Raw genomic sequence first — 25295 nt, 5'->3', positions numbered from 1 at the left:
AACCCAGAACCCTCCTTCACCGTATGGTTCCTCTCGGAGCACCACTGTTCGCAGTTCCTGCAGGGCACATACGCCTTCGGCCTTGTGTGCCGCGAGACCATGCGTTATGAATGCTTGCATCGGCAGGCGATTGATTGCGGGGTATTGAGCGTAAGGGTTATGATGGTAGAAAGATGGAATATTTCTGGGTGGTGATTCCAGCACATAACGAGGCCGCTTCCATCGGGGATTTGGTCCGCGGGATTCATGCGCTGTTTCCGGCAACGGTGGTGGTGGTCGACGATCAGAGCACCGATGAAACAGCTCAAAATGCCTCGGAAGCCGGTGCCATCGTGCTTTCGCTTTCCATACATCTAGGCGCATGGTGTTCGGCTCAAACCGGTATTCGATACGCTTTAGCCCATGGATGCCGTCATCTGGTCACCATGGACGGGGACGGCCAGCATCGCCCGCAAGATATTCCCCGCATTCTGCGCCCTTTGCTGGAGGGGGAAGCCGACGTGGTCATCGGGTCCTGTGTGGAACGCGGCAGCGCCGCTAGAAAGTTCGCCTGGCATATTTTTCGGCGCATCACAGGTCTTGATTTGGGCGATCTCACTTCCGGCTTTCGTGCCTACAATCGTGAAGCCCTGGAAATCCTTGCCGGTCGGGAAGCCACCTTACTGGATTATCAGGATGTAGGAGTTCTTCTTTTTTTGAAGCGTTTCGGGCTTCGCTTTTCTGAAGTGCCTGTAACCATGAATCCTCGAAAAAACGGCCACAGCCGAGTCTTTCACACGTGGCGGGCCGTTCTCTGGTACCTTCTCTATTCCGGGCTCATTTCGGTGAGCAAGCGACCTTATCCCGTCTTGGGCTGCATTGTCGACACCCTCTCCTTCGATCGGCGGGCAGGAAACACATCATGAAACCGTCCCCGCAATGGGTATCGTCCGTCATCGGCATTCTGGTCTGCGTCATTATCCTCTCCCTTCTTCGAAGGGATCGCCTGCAGGTCCGCTATGCCTTGTGGTGGCTCAGTGTCGCGGCCGCAGCTTTTTTATTGGGCATGTTTCCGTGGATTATGGACGATGTGGGCAGGCTTTTAGGAGTGCATTATCCGCCGGTTCTTGTTCTCGTTGCGGCTACTGCGTTGCTGTTTCTGAAAAGTCTGACGCAAGACATGGATCGATGCCGCCGGGAACAGAACATGAGACGCCTCGCACAACGTCTGGCTATCCTGGAAGCGCGTCTGGAAGCCATGGAAAAGAAAAGGTGTGCGGACACAGAGGAGAAGCCCTTGAACATGCCGGAAACCGATGAAAAACCGCCGTGAACAGGAAAGGTGGTTTCATGGGGGCGGACACCTAGGTCCGCGCCCCCAGGGTGTTGGTTATTGGGTGGTCTGGGAGGAATGGAGATTCCGTGGGTTTTGGTCGCCAGGTGCGGACGGATGGCCGGAAGGATTTTTCTCGTTCAACGAGGAAAAACCTTCAGGTTCGTGATGGACGCCTTCAAGGCATGGCGAAAGATGGAGTTCGGCCCGTCTGAGGACCACACCCATATCACGACATACGTTTTCCAGTTGTTGGGCGATCTCTTGGGACACGTCCCGAGAAGCAACCACAATGTCCTGGACTCCATATCGACGGATAAGCTTTCGCAGGTGACGCAGGCTTCCCAAAACCTTGTAGCCGAACACGCGACGCCTTAGAGTTCTTTCATCTTCGTCGATGAAACCCACCGGAACCAACCCCCACTGGGTGTTTTCTAAAAGCTCCTGAAGCACGTACCCGCCGCTGCGATTGGCCCCGTAAATCAACGTGGGACGCCCCGTTCTTTTGGCAAGTCTGTTAAGAAATTCAGAGAGGAAACGAAAGGAAAGGCGGGATCCTGTAAGGGAAACGAAAGCCAAAAGCCAATAGATACTGAAGACGGTTCGAGAAAACCCTTCGAAATTATAGGCGAAAACCAGAACCGCGACACTCAGGCACACGGCGGCACTCACCGCCAGAAAATGAACGCTCACATCCGACAGGGTGGTGTACCGCCACACACCCTTATAGATCCCGAAGGTGACGTAGGCCGCCAGGGAGCAGACCACAATGACAGGAAGACTTCCGAGAAACAATGGAAAAGCATTGGGATCGGACCAGCGCTCGTAACGCAGGTAGTAGGCCAGCCAATAACAGAAGGCGACGAGGAAAACGTCAAAAAGGACTTCAAAGACGCGTTTCTTGTAGGTGAACTGAATCCACAAGACGGTCAAGGCCGGCTTCTTTTCCAGAAGGCTTTTCTCTCCTATGGGGTAGACGCGCACCTGGGCAAGACGCACCAGAAAAACCAGCGTCATGATCACAAAAAGGAAAGCCGCGGCGTAAAAAAGTCCCATATCCAGGGCGCTCAAAAGAGCCACGGCGCCCCCTAAGGCCGAAAAGCCGTAAAGGACCCGTACGGTGCGCTTTTCATCCAAACCGATGGCCACCAGACGGTGCGACGTGTGATCCCGGCCTCCGCAGGCCACGGAACGGCAGAAAACGGTCCGCATCACGGAAACCAGGGCCATGTCCGCCACAGGCAGGCAAAAGACGAAAAGAGGCGCCATGACAATGGGCACTAGATGCCCATGCCGGCTCAGCTCATTTTGGGTACTGATGCCCGCCAAGACAAAGCCCAGAAAAAGACTGCCGCAATCCCCCATGAAAATGGAAGCCGGATGACTGTTATGGCGCAGGAATCCCAAAACGGCTCCCATGAAGATGGGCAGAAGCAGCATGTGAGGTTCCGTCGGAACACCTCCAGCCGACACCGTTTCAAAGGCAAGCAGAAAAAAAGCGGCGATGGCCGCCACCCCGGCACTCAAACCGTCCATATTGTCCAACAGATTGAAGGCGTTGGTGATGCCCACGATCCACAGAATACTCAAAAACGTGTTGGCCGTCTTGGACACGAACCAATCCACCTTGTAGCCGAAAAAAACCAACACGGAAGCCAGAACGATTTGTCCTGCCAGCTTGGTCTGAGGGGAAAGGTTTCGAAAATCATCCCAGAGTCCGAGCAGGAACATGCCGAAACCGCCAAGCAACAAAGGCATCAGGTGCCAAAGGGATCGGGGGTCGGAGCCGAACACACCGGAAAGGGCACCAAGGATCGTCACCCCGTAAAAGGTCGCGGCGATGGCGATCCCCCCAAGAAGGGGTGTTTCTTTTTTGTGCCAGCGGTCTTCACGAGGCACAGCCACCTTTTTGTACCGAACAGCCAGGGATCCTACACGAGGCGTCACCCACCAGCCGATGGCCAGAGCCGCCGAAAACAAGACCACGGCCTGAAGCCAGTACAGGGTGATCTCCATGTTCATTCCCCCTTCGATCAGCTCTGATAGTACGCAATCACGCTTTGAATAATGCCCCTTAGGTCCACCTGAGGGGTAAAACCGGTCAGTTCCTTCAGTTTTGTAATGTCCGGACAGCGTCGTCGCATGTCCTCAAAACCCGGACCGTAAGCCCGGTCATACGGAATATACTCGATTTCCGAACGACTTCCCGTCATTTCTTTCACCAGCTCGGCCAGCTCACGTATGGTGATTTCCTGAGGGTTTCCCACGTTGACAACCTGTCCTACGGCTCGGGGTTCCGCCATAAGGCGTACCAAAGCTTCCACCACATCGGAAACATGGGTAAAGGATCGGGATTGGGATCCATCCCCATAAACAATAATGGGTTTGTTCAGGAGCGCCTTCTGGACGAAATTGGGGACCACCATCCCGTACTGGCCTGTTTGTCGAGGCCCTACCGTGTTGAAAAGGCGTACGATGATCACCGGAAGCTTTTTTTCTTCATGGTAAGCCAAAGCCAAAAATTCATCCAAGGCCTTGGAACAGGCATAGGCCCAGCGACGTCGTGAAGTGGGCCCGATAAGGCTGTCCCCGTCTTCCTTGAGCGGCGCACCCCCGTTATCGTCCATGGCCTTGCCGTACACTTCCGATGTGGAGGTGATGAGCACCTTCTTCTTGTGCCGGTTGGCGCACCGCAACACCACTTCGGTCCCTCGCACATTGGTTTCCAGGGTTTCCACGGGGCGGTTCATGATGAGCTTGACCCCGACAGCCGCCGCCAAATGGTAAACTTCATCACACTGAGCCACCAAAGCGTCCATGGCAGCTTCATTCAAAATGGTATCGATAACAAACCGAAAGTTTGCATTTCCTTTTTGATGTGCAATGTTTTCCAGCTTTCCCGTGGACAAATCATCCACAGCCGTGACAATGCACCCCTCGTTCAGGAAACGATCCACGAGGTGGGATCCGATAAAACCGGCTCCTCCCGTGATCAAAACTTTCTTCGGTTCACGAGGTGATTCGCTTTTTCCGTAAGCCATGGCCGAGTTACCTGAGATCACCAGTAGTTGCGCACGCGCTCTTCGGGGCCCATCAAGAACCGCACTCCACAAACTCCATCGAATTGGAGACCATGGCCATTATGAGGCACCATGGAGCACCCTTGAGTAAACTGCCAGCATTTTTTGTGTAAATTCTTCCACGGTAAATTCCGCTTCCGCTCGCCTTCTGGCGTTTTCTCCCATCCGCCGGCGCACATCAGAATTTTCTAAAAGAAAATCGATGGCCTCAGCCAAGGCCCGCACGTTCCGTACGGGAACCAAAACACCTGTTTCCTGATCCACAACCGCATCACGACATCCCGGCCAATCGGTCGTGACGGCCGCTCGGCCGGCCATGGCCGCTTCTAGAAGAATCTTCGGCACCCCTTCTCCGTAATAGGACGGAAGGACCACCAGGTGCGACGTCTTGAGCAGCTGCGGCATCCCATAACAAAAACCCAACCATTGCACAATCCCTTCCCTCTTCCACGCATCTAAAGTCTTGCGCGGCACCGCGGCCGGGTTCCCTGTATCACATTCACCGGCAAGGATAAATCGAACTCTTGACCCCCATTTCCTTCTCAAAATCCTTGCCGCTTCCACGAACTCTCCAACACCTTTGTCCCACAACATTCGAGAAGCCAAAAGCACCTGGTAAGGAGGAAAAGCAGGCTCCGGCTCAAAAGAAAAAGACCCGGTATCTACGCCCACTCCCCCGACGACATAGGAGCGGTCGCGTACCCCCCAACCATGACCCAAAGCGTAGGCTCGGTCCGCTTCATTTTGAAAAACCAAAACACTGCGACGATCCGTCGGCAACCGTCGAAGCCAAGGTTGAAGAAAGAGACGAGTAGATCGGCCTTGATCGTTGCGAAAGGTGAATCCTAACCCAATAAACATGTGAACGGCTGGAATATGAAAAATGCGGGAAACAACCGAACCGTACGACACGGCCTTCACACCGATATGGTGCACGATGTCAGGGCCCAAGGCACGATAGTGACGGAACAGAGCACATAGAGAATAGGCTTCCAAAACGGGGTTCTTTCCGGATCGTGATACCGGCCAGTGAATGAACTTCAGGCCCTGTTGGCGAATGGCGAAAGCGTCCCCCGTATCTCGAGCAATCAAGGTGATCTGAAAGCCCTCATCCCTCAACCGTCGGGCAAAAGGAAGAAAGTGGATACGAAAAACCCAGTCGGCATTGACGGTAAAAACAAGATGCATGGTTTGGCAACACACAGGCGGTCGTCCTTGGCGTCTTCCTTAAACGATGAAATGCCCTTCACGATCGGTTCATGAGGATAAGAAAGCGAAGAGCCACATTTTCCCAGGGATCCAGCCTGCAAACGTCCATGCTGAAAGCGTAGCGAAAACGATCCTTGAAATGACGCTGCCCCTCAACAAAGCGTCGGATCATTCGTTCAGCTTGCATGGGCAGTTTCCCCGCATGGGTCTTAAGGAAAACCTCGGCTTGGAATCGAGCCTGAAGGTTTCCGTATAGCAAGAGCCTTGCCAATCTCTTGAGTGTTTTCGCAAGAGGGTTCATGACTTCCCCAATGGTGCTCTTTTTGTGCAACCTATAGTCGATTTCAATTCTCGGGTCAAAGACCACTTTACCCATTGCGGCAACTGTCAGATACACCCACCAATCATGCCATGGAACACTTGAGGGAAGATTTTCTCGGACAAGCTCAAAGGCGGCTCTATTAAAGACCTGGGTGCATCCCTTTGCGGGATTTTGCACAAGAGCATTGGCTAAGCCGGGGTTCTTCACCAGAGGCGAGTATCCCGCAGGGGTCAAATCTTCCGTCACATAGCGTTGTCGGCAAAAGTAAAGCAGCGGGAGACCGTCTTCCAACGGCCGCAGTGTTTCTAAGGCGTGCTGGACTTTCGTCGGAAACCAGATATCGTCTTGGTCGGCAAAGGCGTAGTAGTCGTGGGACGAAGGGGCGTGGAGCAGGAGATGAAAAAAGGCATGGGGAACACCTACGTGCTCACCTTCCTCGAGTTCCAAAGGAAGGCGTCGCCCCCCCCGATTCAGAGTTTCCAAAACGATAGATACGGTCCTATCTGTAGAACCATCGTCCCGGACATAAAGATGAAGGTTGTCGAAAGACTGGGCCGCAAGGCTTTGGACCTGTTGGGCCACATACTTTTCTCCATTGTATGTTGCCATTAGAACGGCCACACTGGGTCGATCCGAACGTGCCATGCCGCTCCTGCTTCCACGGGTTCCCTTCCTTCGCCCAGTCTAGGCAGACCGCAATTGTTCTGTCAGTTTCCCATATGGAAAGCAAAACATTCTATTGCTGCTGCTGTTTCTTGATCATGTCCATAAACGGATTGCTTCCCGATTTGGAACCTTGGGGGGACGGAAAAGGTCCTTGGCCGGTTCCTTGTCCTGATCCTTGCCGCTGGCGGGCCTTTTCAATAGCTTCCTGGAACGGGTTTGATCCACCGCCTTGGGCCTGAGGCTGTGCTTGTCCCGGCGGGGTGGCACCTTTATCCGGTGTCACAGCCTTGGGGCTCGGACCGAAAGGACTGGCCGGCTGGCCTTGGCCTTGAGCTTGTTCCTGCCCGGTGCCTTCCGGAGCGCCTTTCTGAGGCATCTGGCCTTTATCCAAGGGGCCTGCCGCCAGTTCCAGAGGTTCCGGTCTGTCTTTGTCCGGACCATAAAGGGGCAGTCGAAGCGTTTCACCCGCTCCTTCCAAAACGATGGTATTGGTACCGATTTCCTTCAGGATATAAGGCCCCACGCTGTCCCCTTCCCTATACCAAGCAGCCGAGGAGGTTCCTTCTCTTGGGGAGCTTCCCGTGTCCAGAAGAGCTTTTTTCCCGTCGGCCGTTCCCATGAGGCCCGTAAAAACCACGCGCGCCGTGTTGGGTTGGGATTTGGGGGTATCCGAAACATGACTTTCGGGAACCAGAAGATGCTTGACCACCATGGGCGGCTGCGGTTGGCTTTCCTCCGACGCCGCTTGAGCCCATCCGCCGAAGACGTTCCCCACCCACAGCAACAGGCTCACAACCATCACCAAGAACCACCCTTGCCTCTTTCTCATTTTTCAAACCTCCCTTTGTTCAAGTATTGCGCACCTTCCTTGCAATACAGCGTCCTCCTCAAAACCCAAAACGCCTTGACACAGGAATTCAGCAAAGTCTTCAACTCGGCGCGTTTTTTGCCTTCTTCATTGTGTTTGGATTCCTTTTCGGGCACATTCGCCGCGGGTTTTGACTTTTCCGACTTTGAAGATTTCTCAAAACTTTTATGAAAAAGGTCGTGCTTGCCCTTTCCTTCTGGATCCTGTTCACCGTGCCAACCTTTTTAGGACTTGGGACGCCTTCCGCTTTTGCCGATTCGAGTCGGGAGTACACCTCACGGCGGGTGACCGTGGTGGTCTCGGCTCCACTTCGCCCATACCTGGAAGCCCTTAAAGGCCTTTCGGCTTCCCTTGCCCATCTCGGCTTTCAATCATCGCAGCCTATCACTCTCCCACAAGACACTCAAGGAGACTTTCGCGCCGTGCAAACCGAACTGCTTCGGCTTTCGGCCGACGCCTTCATCTCCATCGGCCCGGAAGCCCTGCCAGTCGTGGAAAACGTCTCCAGAACCCGAAACCTTCCTTGGGTCTATACCATGGTTCTGGATCCCACCAAACTCGTTTCCCAAACCGGTTCAACGCCTTGCGGTGTCTCTCTTTCTCTTCCGGCCGCCGAACAGATTCAAGCTATCGCGCGAACTTTTCCCCAGAAGAAACACCTTGGTGTCTTCTATTCCACTGCGGCGAATCGGGACTTTCTTCAAGAAGCGCAAAGGCATGCCGAAAACCTGGGGTTGACTCTGCACCCCGTCACGGTCACCGGGCCTAAGGACGTTCCCGACCGGCTCTCCCGGTCGTTGCCTCACCTGGACGCTTTGTGGATCATTCCCGACCCGGCCATCGATTCCCGAGCCCTCGTGGAATACCTTGTGGAAACGGCTCTTTTGCATAAGGTTCCGTCCATCGGGTACAATCGTTACTTTCTCGAAGCCGGGGCCGCCATGGCCTTCGTCCTGGATTATGAAAAAATCGGCGCAGCCACCGCCATGCTTCTCGATCTGTACCTTCGGTCAAATCAATGCCCGGAGGCCGTGCCGGCATACGATGTTCTTGTCAATGAACACGTGATGCGTCGTCTCCTAGATCACTCCAAGGAAGAAAAGAGATGACACGCCGCTTGGGATTTCTTGCGAGGCTTCTTTTGGTCGGGTTTTTCCTGATCGGTGGGGCCGTTTCCGCTCTGGGCTACATGGGCTTGAAAATGATCCGGGATTTTACGGAAGCCCGCTTTCGAGAACGGAATCAGTTCATAGCCGACAACTTGGCCCGTAACTGTGAACTCGGGCTGATCATAGAGGATCGACGGATGCTGCAACGTCTTGCGGACAACCTTTTGACCGAAGAGAGCCTTGTGCTGGTGGAAATTCGGAATGCTCAAGGTGAAATCGTCGCCCGAGCCGAAAAGCCGAACAAAGGCCCGACAACGGCCAGCGCTGCTTCCGTACGTCTTCGAAAAATCGGGGAAATGGGTGTTTCCTCGGGATCCACACTCGCCGAATTCGAAACCGCCGTTTTGGGATCCGTGCATCTCGCCTTTAGCCTGGCACACATTCAGGCTCTGTCACGGGACCTTGCCCTTACCTTTGTTTTTATTTCCCTCGTCATCGTCGCCTTCGCCCTTTCGTGCTTTTTCCTTTTTACGAGGTCGCTCCTTACCCCAATTCATCATTTGGCGGATACAGCCCGAGACGTCGCTTCAGGAAACTTTTCCGTTCGAGCCCCTTTAAGCAACGTTCCGGAAGCACGGACTTTGGCTTACGCCGTCAACGCCATGCTGGACGCTTTGGAAGAAAACCGTCGGGCCTTGGAAGAAGCCTATCTGGAAATGATCCGGCAAAAATCCTTTGCGGAAATGGGACGCGTGGCCATGGTGGTCGCTCACGAAGTGAAAAACCCTCTGGGCATCATCAAGAGTTCTCTTGACCTCATGAAACGGCAACGCGGTCTTTCCGACGACGACCTGCTTGTCCAGTACATGGAAGACGAAATCCAACGGCTCAACCGACTCATTGAAGATTTCCTTCTCTTTTCCAAACCGGCCAAGCCCCACTTCAGCCTTCTGGATTTGAACCGTGTGGTTGAGGATGTCGTGGATCGGTATCGGCTTCAAGTGGAAAGCCCCGAGCTTGCAATTGAGACGGCGATCTCCGAAAATACGGCCCGAGCCCGCATTGACCGGGATTTGGTCATGCGTGCCGTGGCCAATCTTATTCAGAACGCCTTAGACGCCAACGACGGCGCAGGGATCGTCACCGTGGTCACTGAAGTAAGCGGGCCTTTTTGGACCGTTCACGTCATGGATCAAGGACCCGGCATCCCGGAAGAACTTGGAGCACGTATCTTTGATCCCTTTTTTACCACCCGAGCCAAAGGGACAGGACTCGGCTTGGCTTTTGTGGCTCAGGTGGCTCGAAGCCATGGGGGCTCGGTGACCTTTGTGAACCTGGAAGGGAAAGGAGCCCGTTTCAGCCTCTCTCTTCCCCTGCAGGAAGCCGCTTCGGCATCGACGGTTTAGAAGTGGTGAGGTTTCGTATGGCACGGATTCTTGTGGTCGATGATGAAAAGAAAATGCGGCATCTGCTGAGCATGATGCTGGAAAACCGCGGCCATACGGCGGACCAGGCGGCGGACGGCCGCGAAGCCCTGGATCTTTTGGCTCGAAAGCCATACGATCTGGTCATTACGGACCTTCGTATGCCCCATGTGGACGGCCGGGAACTGTTTCGGCTCATGAAAAGCCAAGGGTTGGATATTCCCGTCATTTTCATCACGGCCTTTGCCACGGTGGAATCCGCCGTGGAATCCCTGCAGGAAGGCGTGGTGGATTACATCTCCAAGCCTTTTGAAGAAGAGCGCATTCTGGCCACGGTGGAACGCACTCTGAGGCTTTCGAGCATTCTGGAAGAAAACCGGGATCTTCGGGACGAACTGCGCCGCATGAGCGGTTCCGACGAGATCATCTATCGTTCGGAAGCCATGAAACGCGTGGTGAATCTCGTCAAAGCCGTGGCCGAAGAAGACACCACGGTGCTTATTCGTGGAGAATCGGGAACAGGTAAGGAACTTTTAGCCCGTTTCATTCATCATCTGAGTCCTCGGCACAAGAAACGGTTCGTGCCTTTGAACTGCGCCGCCATTCCTCAGGGGCTCATTGAATCGGAACTTTTCGGTCATGAAAAAGGTGCTTTTACCAGCGCGGATCGGCGCAGTATCGGCAAGTTTGAAACGGCTTCTCAGGGCACTCTGTTTCTCGATGAAATCGGTGACATGCCCCTGGAGGCTCAGGCGAAACTTTTAAGAGTCCTACAGGAAAAAAAGATACAGCGCATCGGAGGCCAGGTCGAAATTCCGGTGGATGTGCGAATCGTGTGCGCCACCAACCAGGATCTGGAAGCCCTGGTGCAGGAAGGTCGGTTCCGGTCGGATCTTTTTTACCGCATCAATGTGTTTCCTATTGAACTGCCGCCTCTGAGGAACCGTCAAGAGGATGTGCCGCTCTTGGCGCAGTATTTCGCTCAGCGCTTTTTCGAATCCGATGACGTGGAAATCAGCCCCGGAGCTATGGATCTTCTCCTGAACTACCCCTGGCCGGGCAATGTGCGGGAACTGGCCAACGTCCTGGAAAGGGCCTGTATTCTAGCCAAGAAAACCCGGCGCATCACGGCGGAACATGTCATGTTTCTCAAACCGGGTGGGGATGGGGAAACGGCGGCGGGTACTTCTTTCAAACTGCCCGCTCAAGGCATCAACCTGGAATTGCTGGAAATGGAACTGGTGGAACAGGCTCTGGCCCTGGCCAACAACAACCAGAGTGCCGCCGCTCGGCTTTTGGGGCTCACTCGGGCCAAGTTTCGCGTCCTGTACCGTCAATACATCGATTATCTTCGAAACAACAGGCGCCTGGTCTCATGAAACATAAATACCGATGGTTCCTCTTCCTCTGCTGGCTATGGCAGGCCGCCTTTGGAGTGACTTCGGCTTATGGTGCCGAAACGCTTTCGGCTCCATGGGACGACGGCACAAGCCTTTTGTTCCTGGGTGAAGACACAGACGTGCTCACGCTGGCTACGCGTCGAGAAGAAAGCGCCGCCAAGGCTCCCGCCGTCGCTCAGGTTTTGACCCGAAACGATTTCTGGGACCGCGGAGACACCACACTTAGCCGTGTTCTGGCTTACCAGCCTGGATTTTTCATGGCTTCCAAGGAATACGGAACCCGGCCGTATCTTCGAGGCATTCCCGAAAGCACGCTCTTTCTTGAAAATGCCGTCCCTTTGCGTTCGGAAGCTTCCAAAAATTTTCATCAGCTGGACCAGGACCTTTCCCTGGCGGGCGTCAAAAGAATCGAAATTATAAGGGGAGCCGCCTCGGTTTTGTGGGGACTTGATGCTTTTTCCGGTGTCGTCAACCTGGTGCCCCTTACGGGCAAAGACTTTCAAGGCGTGGAAACGGGCCTTCTCTTCAGTGCCGGAGAAGAAAGCCGACAGGCTTACGTGAATCTGGGAGAATGCGGTGCCAACTGGTCGGGTTTCGGGTCTTTGACCGTGGGTGAAAGCGATGTTCAAAAGGGTCGAGCGTCCGTGGTGCGGTTTTGGGACGGCCCAAAAGACACCCCTGTAGCCCCTTTCGAACGTTACGGGACCGAAACTTCGGATTCCCTGAAAAACTTTGATTTTTCCGGGAACATGACCCTGGGAAACGCCCTGACCCTTTCGGGAAGGTTGGCTCAAAGCCGCACCCCGTACCTTCTGTCCAGCTCCGATCGCGGCCTTTCCTGGCTGGAAGAAAGGCATACCGACATCGGCCGCATCCAAGCGGACTATCAAAAACCGTTGAATTTGGAAACTTCCGTAAAGGCTTCCGCCTACTACCTGAACCTGGCTCCCGAAACACGGATCATCGATCGGCGTTTTTCTCAGCGTGAAGACACCTTTTACACGGAAGCCCTGCTGGAACGGTCCCTATGGACCGGCCGAGGGCTCATGACAACGGGCGTTTCTTTCAAGAACACGCGAGTGGAAGACGCGCTTATCTGGAAAAATTACTTTCCGGATTTTCTCAAGCCGGAAAATACGGCCTTTCTTCCCGATTACGCCTTCAAGGACTTTGAACATTCCATGGGCTCGGCCTTTGTACAATACCTGCACAAAACCCGCTCGTGGGATGCCGTGGCGGGACTGCGGTTCGACCTTCATAACGAATACGAAGACAGTCTGAACACGAGCTTCGGCCTGGTGTGGCATCCTTCGAATGTTTTCACCATGAAATTCCTTTACGGAACGGCGTTTCGAGCCCCTTACGGTCGCCAATACGCCCAAGAACCTTCAAGGGAAAAGTTGGAAAAAGCACGTCATTTTTCCGTGAACGCAGCCTGGCGTCCTCACGATCGATTCAGCGCGGAACTGACCGGATTTTATACCAAAATTTCCGATCACGTTATGGAAGATCCCTTCGCGGGGGTTTCACTGCCCAATGAACAAGAATTTTGGGGGCTGGAAGCTTCCGCTCGTTGGGACCTGACCAGGACACTCGCCGTCTTCGGCCATCTGACGGCTCTCACCCATCACGGACCGGATGAAACCTACCGATACACGGAATTCACGATTCTCGGCCCCGGCGGTGAACAGGAAGAAACGGTTGTGGACCTTACTTATCCTTTTGATGCAGGCCCTAAGACGTTTGGAAACATAGGACTTTCATGGACCCCTACCAAAAGGCTCTTCGGGCGGATTCGGCTCAGGTATTTTTCGGAAACCTCCCTGAGTTACCCCAGAGGTCTCGTCAAGGAGACGGCCCCTGAAGTCTGGCTTCTGGATCTGGACACCGTCTACAAAGACTGCCTTTTCCCCAAGCTGGATTTGACAGCCGCGGTCACCAACGCTTTGGACCGAGACTACGAAATTCCAGGCACTTACAGCATGATCGATGGTTCTCCCTTTACCTTTCACCTTCAACTTCGTTATCGGTGGTAGCTATGACGCGCAGTGAGACCAAACTTTCGACCTCTGCAGCCCGTTTCAAGGATGCTCTTCCATGGCGACGTCTCTTTATGTTTCCGGCGTTGCTCATCGCCGCTGTACTCCTTTGTTACGCCAATTCTTTTCATGTACCCTTCGTTTTTGACGACTACCATTCCATCGTGGACAATCCTCGAATCCAAGAACCCTTCCGTTGGCTCTCACACGCCCCGTTTCGCCAACCTCGAGTGCTCGTGGATCTTACCTTCGCCCTGAACCATACTCTAGGGGGACAAAGCGTCTTCGGCTATCATCTGATCAACACGGCCGTGCATGCCGTCAATGCGCTCCTGGTCTACGCTCTTACCTTGACCCTTCTTTCGGCCCTGAAACAACGAAGAAACCGGACTCCTACGGAAAACCTACCTTCAGAAGTCTTTGCTCTGGTCACGGCCCTTGTTTTCGCCTGTCATCCCATCCAAACCCAGGCCGTGACCTATATTTCGCAGAGATACACCTCCATGGCCGCCATGTTTTATCTGGCTTCCATTCTGTTTTTCCTTCAGGGGCGTCTGGTTTGGTCCGGCTCACAAATTTCCCCCACGCCTTTCCAACGCTCTTCTGGCATCCTTCCATCCCACGCCGCTCCTTCCTCTTTCCAGCTTCACGACGTCACCACGTCGCGACTTCACCAGTCACGATTTGCGGTTTCCTTTCTATTGTTCGGTCTGTGCGCCCTCTGCGCCCTGTCGGCTTTCCTGAGCAAGCAAAACAGTGCCAGCCTTCCTGTGATGATGCTTCTTGTGGAATATGTGGTCTTTGACCGTTCTTGGCGCGGATGGGCTCGAAAAGCCTTGACGGCCCTTCCACTTCTTCTGCTTTTTGCCGGCTTTGTGCTTTACGCCATAGGGGGGATCTCCACGTGGCGTGATTTTGGAGCCCTTATGGAAGATGTGGATCGTGCCACACGGGAAACCCAGGTGGTGGATCGTTGGACCTATGCCGTCACACAGCTTCGAGTGCTCTGCATCTACCTGGGGTTGCTTATGCTTCCGGTCCGCCAGTGTCTGGACTATGCGTACCCTTTTACGTCTTCTTTCTTCTCCGGATGGACGCCCTTTGCCGCTGCGGCGCTTTTGACCCTTATGGGCGCAGGATTTTTCAGCTTACGCCGAAATCCTCTGTTCAGTCTTGCCGTAGGTTGGTTTTTCGTCGCCTTGTCTGTGGAATCCACCCTTTTTCCCATTCGAGACGCCCTCTTTGAGCATCGGCTGTATCTTCCTTCCGTGGCTTTCGGCTGGGTGGTGTCCCTGGTGCTTTTCTGGATTCTGAAACGTCATCGAACCACCGGCATCCTCGTTACGGCGACAGTGATCCTGGCTCTTGGCACGGCTACCCATCTGAGAAACCGTGTCTGGCAAAACCCGGTGGCCTTGTGGCACGAAGCTGTGCGGTGTAACCCTTCCAATGCCCGAGCTTATAACAATCTCGGAAAAGCTTTCATGGATTCAGGAAACCATGCGGAAGCCCGGAAGGCCTTTCAAGTCGCCCTCCAGCTCAACCCTATGAGCTTTGATGCTCAGCTTAACTTAGGGTTGGCTTTGGCACGTCAAGGTCTGGTGGGGGAAGCCCTTCCAGCCCTTCAGCAAAGCCTGGCGCTTCGTCCCGAAAACCCAAAGTCCCTTTACAACATTGCCTTGGCGTATCACAAAATGCGTCTGTACGAGTCGGCTCAGTCTTATTACGAACGGGCCCTGAAGGCCGATCCCGACCTAGAAAAGGCGGCGCTCAATCTCGCCAACCTTTTCGTGGAACAAAAACAGCCGGACCAAGCCGTAAAGATTCTCTCATCCTACATCGAAACCCACCCGAATGCCGTGGATGCCGTCTATAATCTGGCTTTCATTCATTTGGAAAACCATCGAGGCGACGAAGCCCTGAAGGTTGTGGGAGCGGCGCTGGCGCGAACGCCTCGTTCCGTACCCTTGTGGGTGATCAAGGCGGATTTCTTGTCAAGGCTCGGCCGTTACGATGCAGCACGATCCGCTTTGGAAGAAGCGCTGCGTCTTTCCCCCAAAAACCCTGAGGCTTTGGCACTACGGAAACGTCTGTCGGCAGCGCCTTGAACGAGCCCTTTCGCTTCCGGGAAATGGTGCCGCAGGCCGATGCCTTTCTCGGGAACCCGGGCCTTCCGACCAGTTTTACGGGGCGGGGGGGGGTAGAAAAGCCTGCATTCGCCGGCAAGGCACTGTGGAGGTCATTCGCGGCATGCCTTTGGTCACATGTAACCATGGGTTGGTCAGATATGACCAAAGGCGGCCAACCCCTTTTCCCGAAAAGAGAAATTTGTATCAGGCCCCATCCCTGCCCGGTCCATGACGCGCGTAGGGGCGGACAGATGAGCCCGCCCCTGCACTTCTACAGGTGGTTTCCTCGTTGGAGTCGACCGATGTTGCGGCCCCCAACGCCCTTCCACCCGCGATTCTTTTTTTTTAGGGCGGACACATCGGTCGCCTCTCCAACGCCACCGGTCGTTTCCTCGTAAGGGCCGACCGATGTTGCGGCCCAGTCACCAGGCGCGGTCGTTTCCTCGTTGGGGCGGACTGGTTACGGTCATTACCTCGTAGGGACGGACCCGTGTGTCCGCCCAAAGAAACCGGGCTCCACTCGCCTTGGCCCGATTTGTGCTCTCACATTCTACGCTTGGCTCGGTCAAAAGGCACCGAATGTCAACGCATGCCTATGGACTCATAAAGGGAAGACCATGATTCACCTTCACAATTCCCTTACACACTCCGGCCCTCAAGGCGCGAGACGCCCTAAGAAACGGCGCTCCGTTGCGTTTCTGCTGCTGGTCTTTGCCTTCTGGGTTTCTTCACCATCGGCACAGGCCGGCTCCGTCCCGGAACTGGAAGCACGGTTTCTGGAACTGACCCAGGCGCTTCGATCTCAGCCGGCACAGGTTTTGGCGGCCCTTTTTCCGGAAACTTCTTTTCCTCTCCAGTCCTTACCTGTGTTTCAGACCTTGGCTGTTCGCGGTATCCCCAGGCTTGTTCTGAACGAGGCGCTGACCCGCACGGCTGAAGACACGCTTCAGGCGCTTGTCTCTCAAGCGGAAGCCGGGGCGGTGTCCTTTGAAATCGCTCCCCTTTCGGATCGATTGGCCGAACACGGCTATGCGGCGGTAGAAAAAGGAGAAATCGTCACGGCCTTGATCTTCCGCAATTTTGTTCAGCCGGAAGTGGCGGCGGAAGCTCTGTTTCGAGATATTCTCAACAGGGAACTTTCAACCCTGGAACTTCGCCGCACGGTGCTTTTAAACCCTCACGTGCGAGAAGTGGGGCTGTCCTGTGGAGCCGCCAAGGTCACACTGCACGGTGTAACGCACAACGCTTACGTTCTTGTCATGGTCTCCGGGGCCAATGTGCTGCATTCTTTAGAGCTCCACCTTTTCAAGGAACTCAACCGCTGGAGGCAAAATCCTGGAACCGGGCTTTTCCCTGTGCTGCTTTCGGCCTACACGGGCACTTCGGCCCCGTGGAATCTGGAACCTGTGCCTGTCCTGGTATGGGATTCCAAGCTGTATGAAGCGGCATGGGTCTTGGGCATGGGGACACAATCTTCCGAGGGCACAGTGCCTCGGCCGACGGAAGCAGAATCATCGGCCTGGCTGCCCCAGTTTCCCGCCTTTCACGTCTCGGTCCCTCTGGATGTTTCGATGGGACTTGAGCATCTCACAGCGGCCCTCTGGCAAGCCATTGTTACGGAAGAAGCGCAGCGCTGGGTGAACCAAGGCGGACCCTACGCCCTTTCGCCTTGGCCCATCGGAGGGGCTCTGCATCTTTTCCTTCACACCGCTCAGGATGGTACCCTCTTTCTCGATGCGGTTCTTCTTACGGCCTCCCGACCCGAAATGTGGTCCATGGAATCCCGGCTTGCGGGAAGTGTTTCGCTTGTCGGGGTCTCGCAGGATCTTCATATGAATGTTCAGGAAGTCCGTCTTGTTTCCGTGACTTCGCAAGAAGTGAAGGCTGCCGCCTTGGTGGATGTGACCGGCGGATTTTCTCTCTTGACCCAGGGATTTTTGTACCCCCCTTTTACTCCTTATGAACTGGTTGTGGTGGATGCGGCGGGGCGCGAACTTTTGAGATATCCGCTTCCCCTTGGACTTGACGGTGGCTTTGTGGAAGTGGTATTAGACCAAGCCGATGAATAGGACAGTTTTGCTTTTATGATCGTTTAATGAGCTAGGAAAAACTTCATGAGTCTAAGGCTGACACGCACTTTCGTGCCACATTCTCTCTTCGTTGCGTTACCTGTGGTGATACTTATAAGCTTGGGCTTTTCCGTCTCTGTATGGGCATCGGATCCTTCGACGGCTTCACCCCAGGGCTCTTCATCAGAACCTACGGTCATAGCGGAAGGCAAGCACGGTTTTCGTGTCACGGAAAAGGATGTACAAGAACTTATCGACTTTTTCAAGACTTACACCATCTTTGACACTACGGAAAAGGAATACCGTCGATACACGGTGCAGACCTTTCTTTTTGCCAAAGAAGCGGAAAGGCTCGGTTTGGTTTCCGAAACTGAAGCACTTCCTGAGGATCCTGTGCCCAGGCGTTTGGCTTTGGCCAATATCTATCTGGAACACCGATTGAAAAACCTGAAGCTGGAACCCGAGGCCGTCCTGTCTTACTACCGTGCCTTTCCTGAACGTTACCTCAAGGATCCAACGGATAAAAAATGGGAGACGCAGCCTCGGCCCTTGATCGAAGAATCCGACCTTTTGCCTTTTGACCAAGTGGCTCCGCAGATTGAAGCTTTTATCAGGGGGCAGTTACGGAAACGCGTGGAACTTTGGGCTTATGAGGACCTACTGTCTGCTTATCAAGTAGCGATGAAATAGGGTGACGCGTCTCATGAAACGTCGTCGATTGGCATTGTTTGTGCTGGCGGGTGTTTTCGTTTTGAACGGATGCGCTGACACAGGATCAAGTCCGGGAAAGGCATCCTTAGCGAAAAATCGTTTGACCTTTTCGGAGCAAGCCAAACACAAGGAAGCCTGGCCTGATGCTCAGTTAAGGCAGGCTTTTACCAAGTATTGGGAAGCCGCCCTGGAAGGTCGCTTTGAAGAATGCTATCAAAGGGAAGCCGATTACGTGCGACAACTCGTTATTCAAAAAAAATATGGCCAGTTTATGGAATTCACCATGGACCCTAAAAAGGTGACGGCCTTTGAGGTGGGCCAGCCTCAGGCCGTGTCCCCCTACCTTTACAAGATTCCCTTAAAGGCTGCTGTCCCAACGCCCACACCTGGTCTGCCCTCTCCAACACGGATGGATTATTGGGTCAAGACGGACAGTGGGTGGTACCATGCCATCAAGGCGAGTCTTTTGTTTCCGGAGCTTGGGGTTGCTTCCGCTTTGACGGGGCAATCGGGCTCAACTCCTGAAGGAAAGGAGGTGGGAAAGACTGACTGAAACGCAGACTTCGGCATAGTTTTTTTGGAATGTGGTATGTGCTCAAACTTTGATCGAGGAGGAAATCATGAAACGATTGATCGCAGTTCTAATGGCTGCCGCTCTGTTTGCAGCCGTTCCGGCCTTGGCCCAAGACCCTGGCCATGTGAAAATCGCCCCTAATAACATTGGCGATCTTTTGATCTTTCCTTTCTATTACACGGATGACTCCGGCATCGCGACCAAGTTGACGGTTGTCAACACCTCGGAGACCAAATCCACGGTGGCCAAAGTGGTCATCAAGACCTGGGCGAAGAGTAAAGAAGTTCGTGATTTTTTGATTTACCTGTCCCCGGCGGATGTGTGGACCGGTTACATTGTGAGCTTAGGCGGGACGGTTTATCTTGTCAGTTTTGACGATAGTATGCACGATGAAAACGGCCGATGGGGTTCTGCGGATAACCCTGTCAAAATTCACCTGCAGCCTGCAGACAAAGACGACACTAATTGGCTAGGGTACGTTTATGTGATCAACGCTGCTACCGATACCGATACTGACGGTGCTGGTGATGATCGACAAAGGCTCGGAGGAGCGCCAGGTATACTAAAGGCTAAGATTTATGATTGGTACTACGGTTTCGAAGACAGTGACAAGACAAACTTGAAAAACGAAAACGAGTTTAGTCTGTATACAGGAGACCAGGCACGCCCTGAAAACATTCTGGCCGGTTGGATGGAACTTACCTATGGCTACCTGTACAACATTTCTGGCTTAAACGCGACTACGCTTGCTGATTATCAAAACCGCGCGTACATTTCGGCGGGGGACACCACTCTATTGTCTCGGGTTTTCCCCGACGAAGATGGCGACCAATATGGCGGTAGCTACGCACGTAACTCCTTGAGCGATATCGAAGCTGTGCTGGCTAAGATAAGAGTGGCAATGCCTTACGTGAAAGGTGCCTTTGATCTTCCGGAGTTCACAGTCCACATGTTCACCTTCCCGACCAAGGATATTGCCGAGGGAGTTCGAAGCCCGTTCTTCAAGCCGAAAACTGAAAAAGATCCTATGGCTTGCATTTCTGTCGACCGGAAGATCTACGATCTTACGGAAAGGTCCGTGTCGCGAGCGTTTTCGCCTCCTCTACCTGCTGATGACTTTTGTAACGAAGTACAGTATATTTTCACCGATAACTTCCCGTTCTCCGAAGGTTGGGCTCGCTACACCTTCCCGAAGGGTCCTACAACCGATAACAATACGATATGGAATGAAGTGCGGAACAATTCTACTTTGACCTACGAGGGCACCCCGGTGATTCCCACGCTTTTTGATATTACCTTCGGCGAAGTCTTCACTTCGCTCCGCTACGGCGCTTGGGATGATCCATCGCCTGGTGTTACCGTGAGCGACAGCGTCGGCGGCACCGTCTACCCTGTTGAAGGTTTCAACGACATGGTGAACTACAAGTACTCGAATATACCATACCCCAGCGAATTTACACCATAACGCAAACCTAGGATCGTTTCAGCTTTCGATCTAAGCGATCCACTGACATGGCAAAGGGCAGGAAGCTTTCCTGCCCTTCGCCTTTTTGTCGCATCACGACCGAACTTATGGACCTTAGGTGGTAAAGACGGGTTGATTGTGTCTCCTCTCAAGTTTTTCCTGCATTTATTGTTTGAGCCCTTGTTTCATGCGTTGCGGCATCGTTCCATTGTGCGTGGGTTCCTTGGGAAAGAGATTGGAGGGCGCTACGCAGGCTCTTATGCCGGCATGGTATGGATCATCCTCGAGCCCCTGGCCACCATCTTGATTTTCAGCTTTGTTTTTACCTACGTCTTTCGCGTTTCCTTGAATATGGAAATGGACGGCACAGCTAGTTTTACAGTCTTTTTCCTGGCCGGCTATTTTCCATGGCTCATGCTTTCTGAAGCCCTTTCTCGAGGGGCAGGTTCCATCGTGGGAAACAGCACCCTTGTGACAAAGGTCATCTTTCCCGTGGATTTGTTGCCCTTATCTTCCGTCTTGTCGTCTTTTCTAATCCATGGAGTCGGCTTTGGTCTTTATCTCATCTACCTAGCTATGATAGGTAAAGTTTCGGCCACCTGGCTGATGCTGCCTGTTTTGTTTTTGCTCCACGCTGTTTTTTGCTGCGGGTTGTCTTTTCTGGTTTCGGCTCTTGTTGTCTTTATCCGTGATGTTCAGCAGGCCCTCGGCCTTTTTTTGATGGTCTGGTTTTATGCCAGCCCGGTGTTGTACCCAATGCGTCTTGTTCCAGAGCCTCTGAGGCAATGGATATGGCTGAATCCCATGAGCTCTCTCATCGTGCCTTTCCGGGAAGCTCTGCTTCGCGGAATGGTGCCTTGGAAGCATGTCATGGGATTTGCCGGCCTCGCCCTTGTCTCCTACGCTCTGGGAGCCTGGTTTTTCATGAGGTCGAAACGTGCCTTCGCCGACGTTCTTTGAAACCGATCACGCCAGAGCCCTTTGTCGCGGTGAGATTCGGCTTCAGGGCGTCACCAAGGTTTACCGGCTTTACGGCAAACCCTTTGACCGCCTCAAAGAAGCCTTTCTAAGAAGGCCATACCATCAGGCCTTCTACAGTCTTCAAAACGTCAACCTTAGGGTGAATCCCGGAGAAAGTGTCGGAATCGTCGGGGATAACGGAGCCGGCAAAAGCACGCTCTTAAAAATCGTTTCCGGAACCCTGTTTCCAACCCAGGGAAATGTTTCCGTCGGAGGCCGAGTCGCCGCCCTTTTGGAACTGGGAGCCGGCTTTCATCCGGAATTCACCGGAAGACGCAATATCTACCTGAATGCTTCCTTGTTGGGGTTGACCGATACGGAAATCAAGGCTTGTGAAGATGCCATTATCGATTTTGCCGAATTGGGTCCCTTTATCGATCAGCCGATCAAGACCTATTCTTCCGGAATGGTGGTCCGTTTGGCCTTTTCCATCGCCACCAGTGTGAATCCCGATATTTTGGTGATCGATGAAGCCCTAAGCGTCGGGGACCAGTATTTCCAAAAGAAATGTATCGATCGTATTCTGGAATTTCAGAAAGAAGGCAAAACCATCCTCTTCTGCAGCCATTCTCTTTACACCGTCAATCTTCTTTGTGCTCGAGCCGTTTGGATACGAAACGGCGTCATCCATATGGACGGGTCTGCAACGGCAGTCACGGCGGCTTATGAAAACTCCATTCGAGAAAGATCCCGGGCCTCCGTCCAAGAACCTTCTTCGCTCCAGACTGAAGGAAGTCCGGTGCCGATGCGGGTTCGTTCCGTGACGGTAAACGGTCATCGAGAGACGTTTTCTTTGCACACGGGGGAGGATCTGGAAATCATCGTGGAATATGAAGTGACGGAACCCGTGGCCTTTGCCGTCGGTGTGGGGATTGAGCGAAACGACGGTCTGGTCTGTCATGCGGTCAATCTTTCCCGAGTTTCCCAAAAAATCTATCAAGGACCGTGTACGGTCGCCGTTCGTGTCGTCTATCCCAAAGTGCCGCTTCTTCACGGAGAATTCTACGCCGTAGGTTATCTTCTTGACCCCTCCGGAGTGCAGATCTATCACCAAAAAGGATCGGTCCCTTTTTGCGTGGAAGCAGATGGTCGCCAACGCACGGAAGTCGGTCTTGTGGAAATGGACTACCATTGGGAAGCGCTCGACTCGAAAGCTTTCGGCGTTTGAGACGCTCGGCTGCGCCTATAGAGTGAAAGAAGCGGGTCATGGAGATCATTCTGAGGCTCGGGGATCCAGATCCCATTGAAGAAGTTCTCTTCAGTCGAAGCTTCTGTCTTCGGTACCTGAAGGCTTTTTTTCACTCGGACCGAATCCTGGAAGTTTCCCCCGAAAAAGTTTTCACCGTCGGGGCTTTGCGGGAGCTGACCGAGGCGCAAACGGTGTTGATCATCAATGAAGATGAACTGCTGGTTACTCCACATCTCTTTCACATCCTTCCACCACTGTTGGCGGACGGGCCCTGGTCCGCTCTCGTCCCCGCACTCAGCCCCGCTCGATTCGACCATCAGCGGCCTCCCCTTTTGTACCCCTATCACACGGTGCGCACTTTCCTGGAAACCGCGGACATTTTGGCGAAATCCCGACCTGCACGGCCCAAAACGCTGAAACTGCCTGCGGAATGGCCCTGCGTGTTCCTTCACACAGAGGCTCTTGACGATCTACCTTCAGAAACTCCTTTGGAGCATCTTTGGTCTCAATGGGCCATAGAAGGGCGCCTTGGGACCGTGGACACCTGTTTTGTGCACCGGTTCGCTTTTGTCCATCAGTCACCCCGAGAGGATCTGATCAAGTTGATTCCCGAAACCGCTGCAAAGGTGCTCGATGTGGGGTGCGCCTACGGGGCTTTGGGTCGTTACCTGAAAAGCTTGCGACCTTGCCACGTGACGGGCATTGAACGGAACCCGCATATGGCTCGAGCGGCGGCCGCTTTTTATGACACCGTGCTCACCTGCCCCGTGGAAGAGGCTCGATTCGAAGGGCGGTTTGACGCGGTTGTCTGCGGCGACGTCCTGGAACATCTTCTTCACCCTTCGACGGTGCTTCGGTATCTTTGGGAAACGGTTACGGACGACGGTGTCCTTATCGCCAGTGTGCCCAACACCGCCCACTGGTCTGTGGTGCTGGATCTGGCTTTGGGTCGCTTCGAAACGGTTCCGGCCGGATTCCTTTGTTCCACCCATATCCGCTTTTTCACCGAGGAGGATCTGCTTCTTCTCCTTGACCAAGCCGATTGGAGTGTGGAACTCATGGAACGGGACGAGTCCACACCGACCCCTACAGGGCAACGTTTCATGGAAACCCTGGTTTCGGCGGGGTTCGGTGATGAACGATCCCTTCGCACGGAAAGGTTTCGTCTCAGAGCTCGAAAAAAACGTCGCGGACTCTAAGCCGGGGAATAACGCCGGAAAAAATCTCGTCATGGAGCCAAAGACAGCGTGGTTTTTGCCTCACCTATCTTTCTTTTCCTCTTTCTTCCCTTGACTTTGGCCGGATATTTTCTTCTCGGAAACAAATACCGTAATCTCTATATTCTTTTGGTAAGCCTCTTCTTTTATGCATGGGGGGAACCCTTCCATGTAGGCGTCATGCTTTTTTCTATACTTTTCAATTACGCAAGCGGTCTTTTGCTGCACCGTCCATGTGGGACCCCTTTTTCAGGCTTTTCCAAAAAACATATACTAACGCTCACCGTCGCCGGAAATCTTCTAATTCTCGGCTATTATAAATACGCCACTTTCTTGATGGATAACCTAAACAGGGGCCTCACGGCTCTGGGACTCCACACAATTCCCTTTGAGCCGGTGTCTCTTCCTCTAGGTATTTCCTTCTTTACCTTTCAGGCTATGTCCTATGTCATCGATGTCTATCGACATCATGCACCAGTTCAGAAAAATCCACTTCATTGCGGCCTTTACATCGCCCTGTTTCCGCAGCTCATCGCAGGACCCATCGTTCGATACACGCAAATCGCCGCTCAGATCACTTCTCGAATCGTCACTCTGCCCACATTCTCTGCAGGAATCCAAAGATTCGTTTTCGGTCTGTCCAAAAAGGTTTTAGTGGCCAATCCGTTGGGACGCATCACAGACATTGTCTTTGCCTGCCCTACGGATGAACTCAGCGTTGGTATGGCTTGGCTGGGTCTTATCTGCTATACGCTGCAAATCTATTACGACTTTTCCGGCTATTCCGACATGGCTATCGGATTGGGGCAGATGTTCGGGTTCAGGTTCCCCGAAAACTTTGACTATCCTTATGTTAGTCGATCCCTGAGAGAATTCTGGCGGCGATGGCACATGACCTTATCCTCATGGTTTCGGGACTATCTGTATATTCCTTTGGGCGGGAACCGAGGATCCACGCGTCGAACCGTCTTGAATCTTTGGGTGGTCTTTTTCCTGTGCGGCCTGTGGCATGGGGCGGGCTGGACCTTCATCGTCTGGGGTATCTTTCACGGGCTCTGTCTTTCTCTGGAACGCACCCGCCTATGGCAGCTCACGATTCCACGCCTTTGGCGTCCCTTGCAACATCTCTACACTCTGGGGCTTGTGGTTGTGGGATGGGTTTTTTTTCGATCCGAAAGCCTTCCGTATGCCTTGAAGTACCTGGCCTGTCTTTTCGGCTTCTTTCTGCCTGTCACGACCCCACATGACGCTTTGCTATATTGTGACCCCAAAACAGTTTGGACACTGGTGCTCGGCGCCGTTTTCGCCGTGCCCATCGTCCCCTGTGTCGCTCAAAAGCTCCAAAATTTATCCGAGAAGAGAAGGCGCGCTTCCTCTTCGATATTTTTGAACACGGGCCGCTATCTTCTCCTGATTTCTTTGTTCGTTGCTTCGGCCGCCCATCTGGCGGCGGGCACTTATAATCCGTTCATCTATTTTCGTTTTTGAGGAA

20 protein-coding genes are annotated in these 25295 nt (G+C 53.5%); 15 read left to right on the top strand and 5 right to left on the bottom strand.

Annotated elements, in window-relative coordinates; genetic code table 11:
* The first annotated feature begins 173 nt into the window (after positions 1–173).
* A complete protein-coding gene (locus WHS46_00315; protein MEJ5347116.1) occupies positions 174–905 on the top strand; it encodes a glycosyltransferase family 2 protein in 732 nt (243 codons plus the stop codon).
* Entirely contained in the window at positions 902–1312 is a 411-nt protein-coding gene (locus tag WHS46_00310) for a DUF2304 domain-containing protein (GenBank protein ID MEJ5347115.1), read from the top strand. Before WHS46_00315 ends, WHS46_00310 begins: the two co-directional genes overlap by 4 nt.
* A gap of 57 nt (positions 1313–1369) precedes the next feature.
* Here the strand turns inward: WHS46_00310 and WHS46_00305 are convergent, their stop codons facing one another.
* The 5 genes from WHS46_00305 to WHS46_00285 all read right to left on the bottom strand — a co-directional run bounded on the left by WHS46_00305 (position 1370) and on the right by WHS46_00285 (position 7418).
* A complete protein-coding gene (locus tag WHS46_00305; GenBank protein MEJ5347114.1) occupies positions 1370–3328 on the bottom strand; it encodes a hypothetical protein in 1959 nt (652 codons plus the stop codon).
* A 17-nt stretch (positions 3329–3345) separates the two neighbouring features.
* Positions 3346–4353, bottom strand: a complete 1008-nt coding sequence (locus WHS46_00300; GenBank protein MEJ5347113.1) for a GDP-mannose 4,6-dehydratase — start codon at positions 4351–4353, stop codon at positions 3346–3348.
* Between the two features lie 99 nt (positions 4354–4452).
* Positions 4453–5595 (bottom strand): glycosyltransferase family 4 protein, encoded by a 1143-nt coding sequence (locus WHS46_00295; protein MEJ5347112.1) that lies wholly within the window; start codon positions 5593–5595, stop codon positions 4453–4455.
* A 43-nt stretch (positions 5596–5638) separates the two neighbouring features.
* The gene (locus tag WHS46_00290) at positions 5639–6568 is read right to left on the bottom strand and encodes a glycosyltransferase family 2 protein (protein MEJ5347111.1); all 930 of its coding nucleotides are present in this window, start codon (positions 6566–6568) and stop codon (positions 5639–5641) included.
* A gap of 91 nt (positions 6569–6659) precedes the next feature.
* Positions 6660–7418 carry a hypothetical protein gene (locus WHS46_00285; protein ID MEJ5347110.1) on the bottom strand — a complete coding sequence of 253 codons (759 nt, stop codon included), beginning with the start codon at positions 7416–7418 and terminating at the stop codon, positions 6660–6662.
* A 206-nt stretch (positions 7419–7624) separates the two neighbouring features.
* Here WHS46_00285 and WHS46_00280 point away from each other — a divergent pair, with 206 nt between their 5' ends.
* The 13 genes from WHS46_00280 to WHS46_00220 all read left to right on the top strand — a co-directional run bounded on the left by WHS46_00280 (position 7625) and on the right by WHS46_00220 (position 25291).
* Complete coding sequence (locus WHS46_00280; protein ID MEJ5347109.1) at positions 7625–8566, top strand: ABC transporter substrate binding protein; 942 nt, start codon at positions 7625–7627, stop codon at positions 8564–8566.
* Positions 8563–9972: a HAMP domain-containing sensor histidine kinase gene (locus tag WHS46_00275; GenBank protein ID MEJ5347108.1), complete on the top strand. Its 1410-nt coding sequence runs from the start codon at positions 8563–8565 to the stop codon at positions 9970–9972. Before WHS46_00280 ends, WHS46_00275 begins: the two co-directional genes overlap by 4 nt.
* Positions 9973–9989: 17 nt before the next feature.
* On the top strand, positions 9990–11369 hold the full coding sequence (locus WHS46_00270; GenBank protein MEJ5347107.1) for a sigma-54 dependent transcriptional regulator: 1380 nt from the start codon (positions 9990–9992) through the stop codon (positions 11367–11369).
* The gene (locus WHS46_00265) at positions 11366–13426 is read left to right on the top strand and encodes a TonB-dependent receptor (GenBank protein ID MEJ5347106.1); all 2061 of its coding nucleotides are present in this window, start codon (positions 11366–11368) and stop codon (positions 13424–13426) included. The genes WHS46_00270 and WHS46_00265 overlap by 4 nt, the downstream gene beginning before the upstream one ends.
* Before the next feature lie 2 nt (positions 13427–13428).
* Positions 13429–15537 carry a tetratricopeptide repeat protein gene (locus WHS46_00260; GenBank protein MEJ5347105.1) on the top strand — a complete coding sequence of 703 codons (2109 nt, stop codon included), beginning with the start codon at positions 13429–13431 and terminating at the stop codon, positions 15535–15537.
* Positions 15538–16175: 638 nt separating this feature from the next.
* Entirely contained in the window at positions 16176–17627 is a 1452-nt protein-coding gene (locus tag WHS46_00255; protein MEJ5347104.1) for a hypothetical protein, read from the top strand.
* 45 nt (positions 17628–17672) lie between these two features.
* Positions 17673–18317, top strand: a complete 645-nt coding sequence (locus WHS46_00250; GenBank protein ID MEJ5347103.1) for a hypothetical protein — start codon at positions 17673–17675, stop codon at positions 18315–18317.
* A 13-nt stretch (positions 18318–18330) separates the two neighbouring features.
* Positions 18331–18891 (top strand): hypothetical protein, encoded by a 561-nt coding sequence (locus tag WHS46_00245; GenBank protein MEJ5347102.1) that lies wholly within the window; start codon positions 18331–18333, stop codon positions 18889–18891.
* 67 nt (positions 18892–18958) lie between these two features.
* Positions 18959–20377: a hypothetical protein gene (locus WHS46_00240; protein MEJ5347101.1), complete on the top strand. Its 1419-nt coding sequence runs from the start codon at positions 18959–18961 to the stop codon at positions 20375–20377.
* 138 nt (positions 20378–20515) lie between these two features.
* Complete coding sequence (locus WHS46_00235) at positions 20516–21337, top strand: ABC transporter permease (GenBank protein MEJ5347100.1); 822 nt, start codon at positions 20516–20518, stop codon at positions 21335–21337.
* Positions 21315–22565 carry a polysaccharide ABC transporter ATP-binding protein gene (locus WHS46_00230; GenBank protein ID MEJ5347099.1) on the top strand — a complete coding sequence of 417 codons (1251 nt, stop codon included), beginning with the start codon at positions 21315–21317 and terminating at the stop codon, positions 22563–22565. Before WHS46_00235 ends, WHS46_00230 begins: the two co-directional genes overlap by 23 nt.
* Positions 22566–22603: 38 nt before the next feature.
* The gene (locus tag WHS46_00225) at positions 22604–23785 is read left to right on the top strand and encodes a methyltransferase domain-containing protein (protein MEJ5347098.1); all 1182 of its coding nucleotides are present in this window, start codon (positions 22604–22606) and stop codon (positions 23783–23785) included.
* 48 nt (positions 23786–23833) lie between these two features.
* Positions 23834–25291, top strand: coding sequence for an MBOAT family protein (locus WHS46_00220; protein MEJ5347097.1), 1458 nt, complete (start codon positions 23834–23836; stop codon positions 25289–25291).
* The last annotated feature ends 4 nt before the right edge of the window (positions 25292–25295 follow it).

The sequence above is a fragment of the Desulfosoma sp. genome (assembly GCA_037481875.1).
Lineage (GTDB): Bacteria > Desulfobacterota > Syntrophobacteria > Syntrophobacterales > DSM-9756 > Desulfosoma.
Note: the sequence above shows the minus strand (reverse complement) of the source record. Positions and strands in the feature narration are given on the sequence as shown.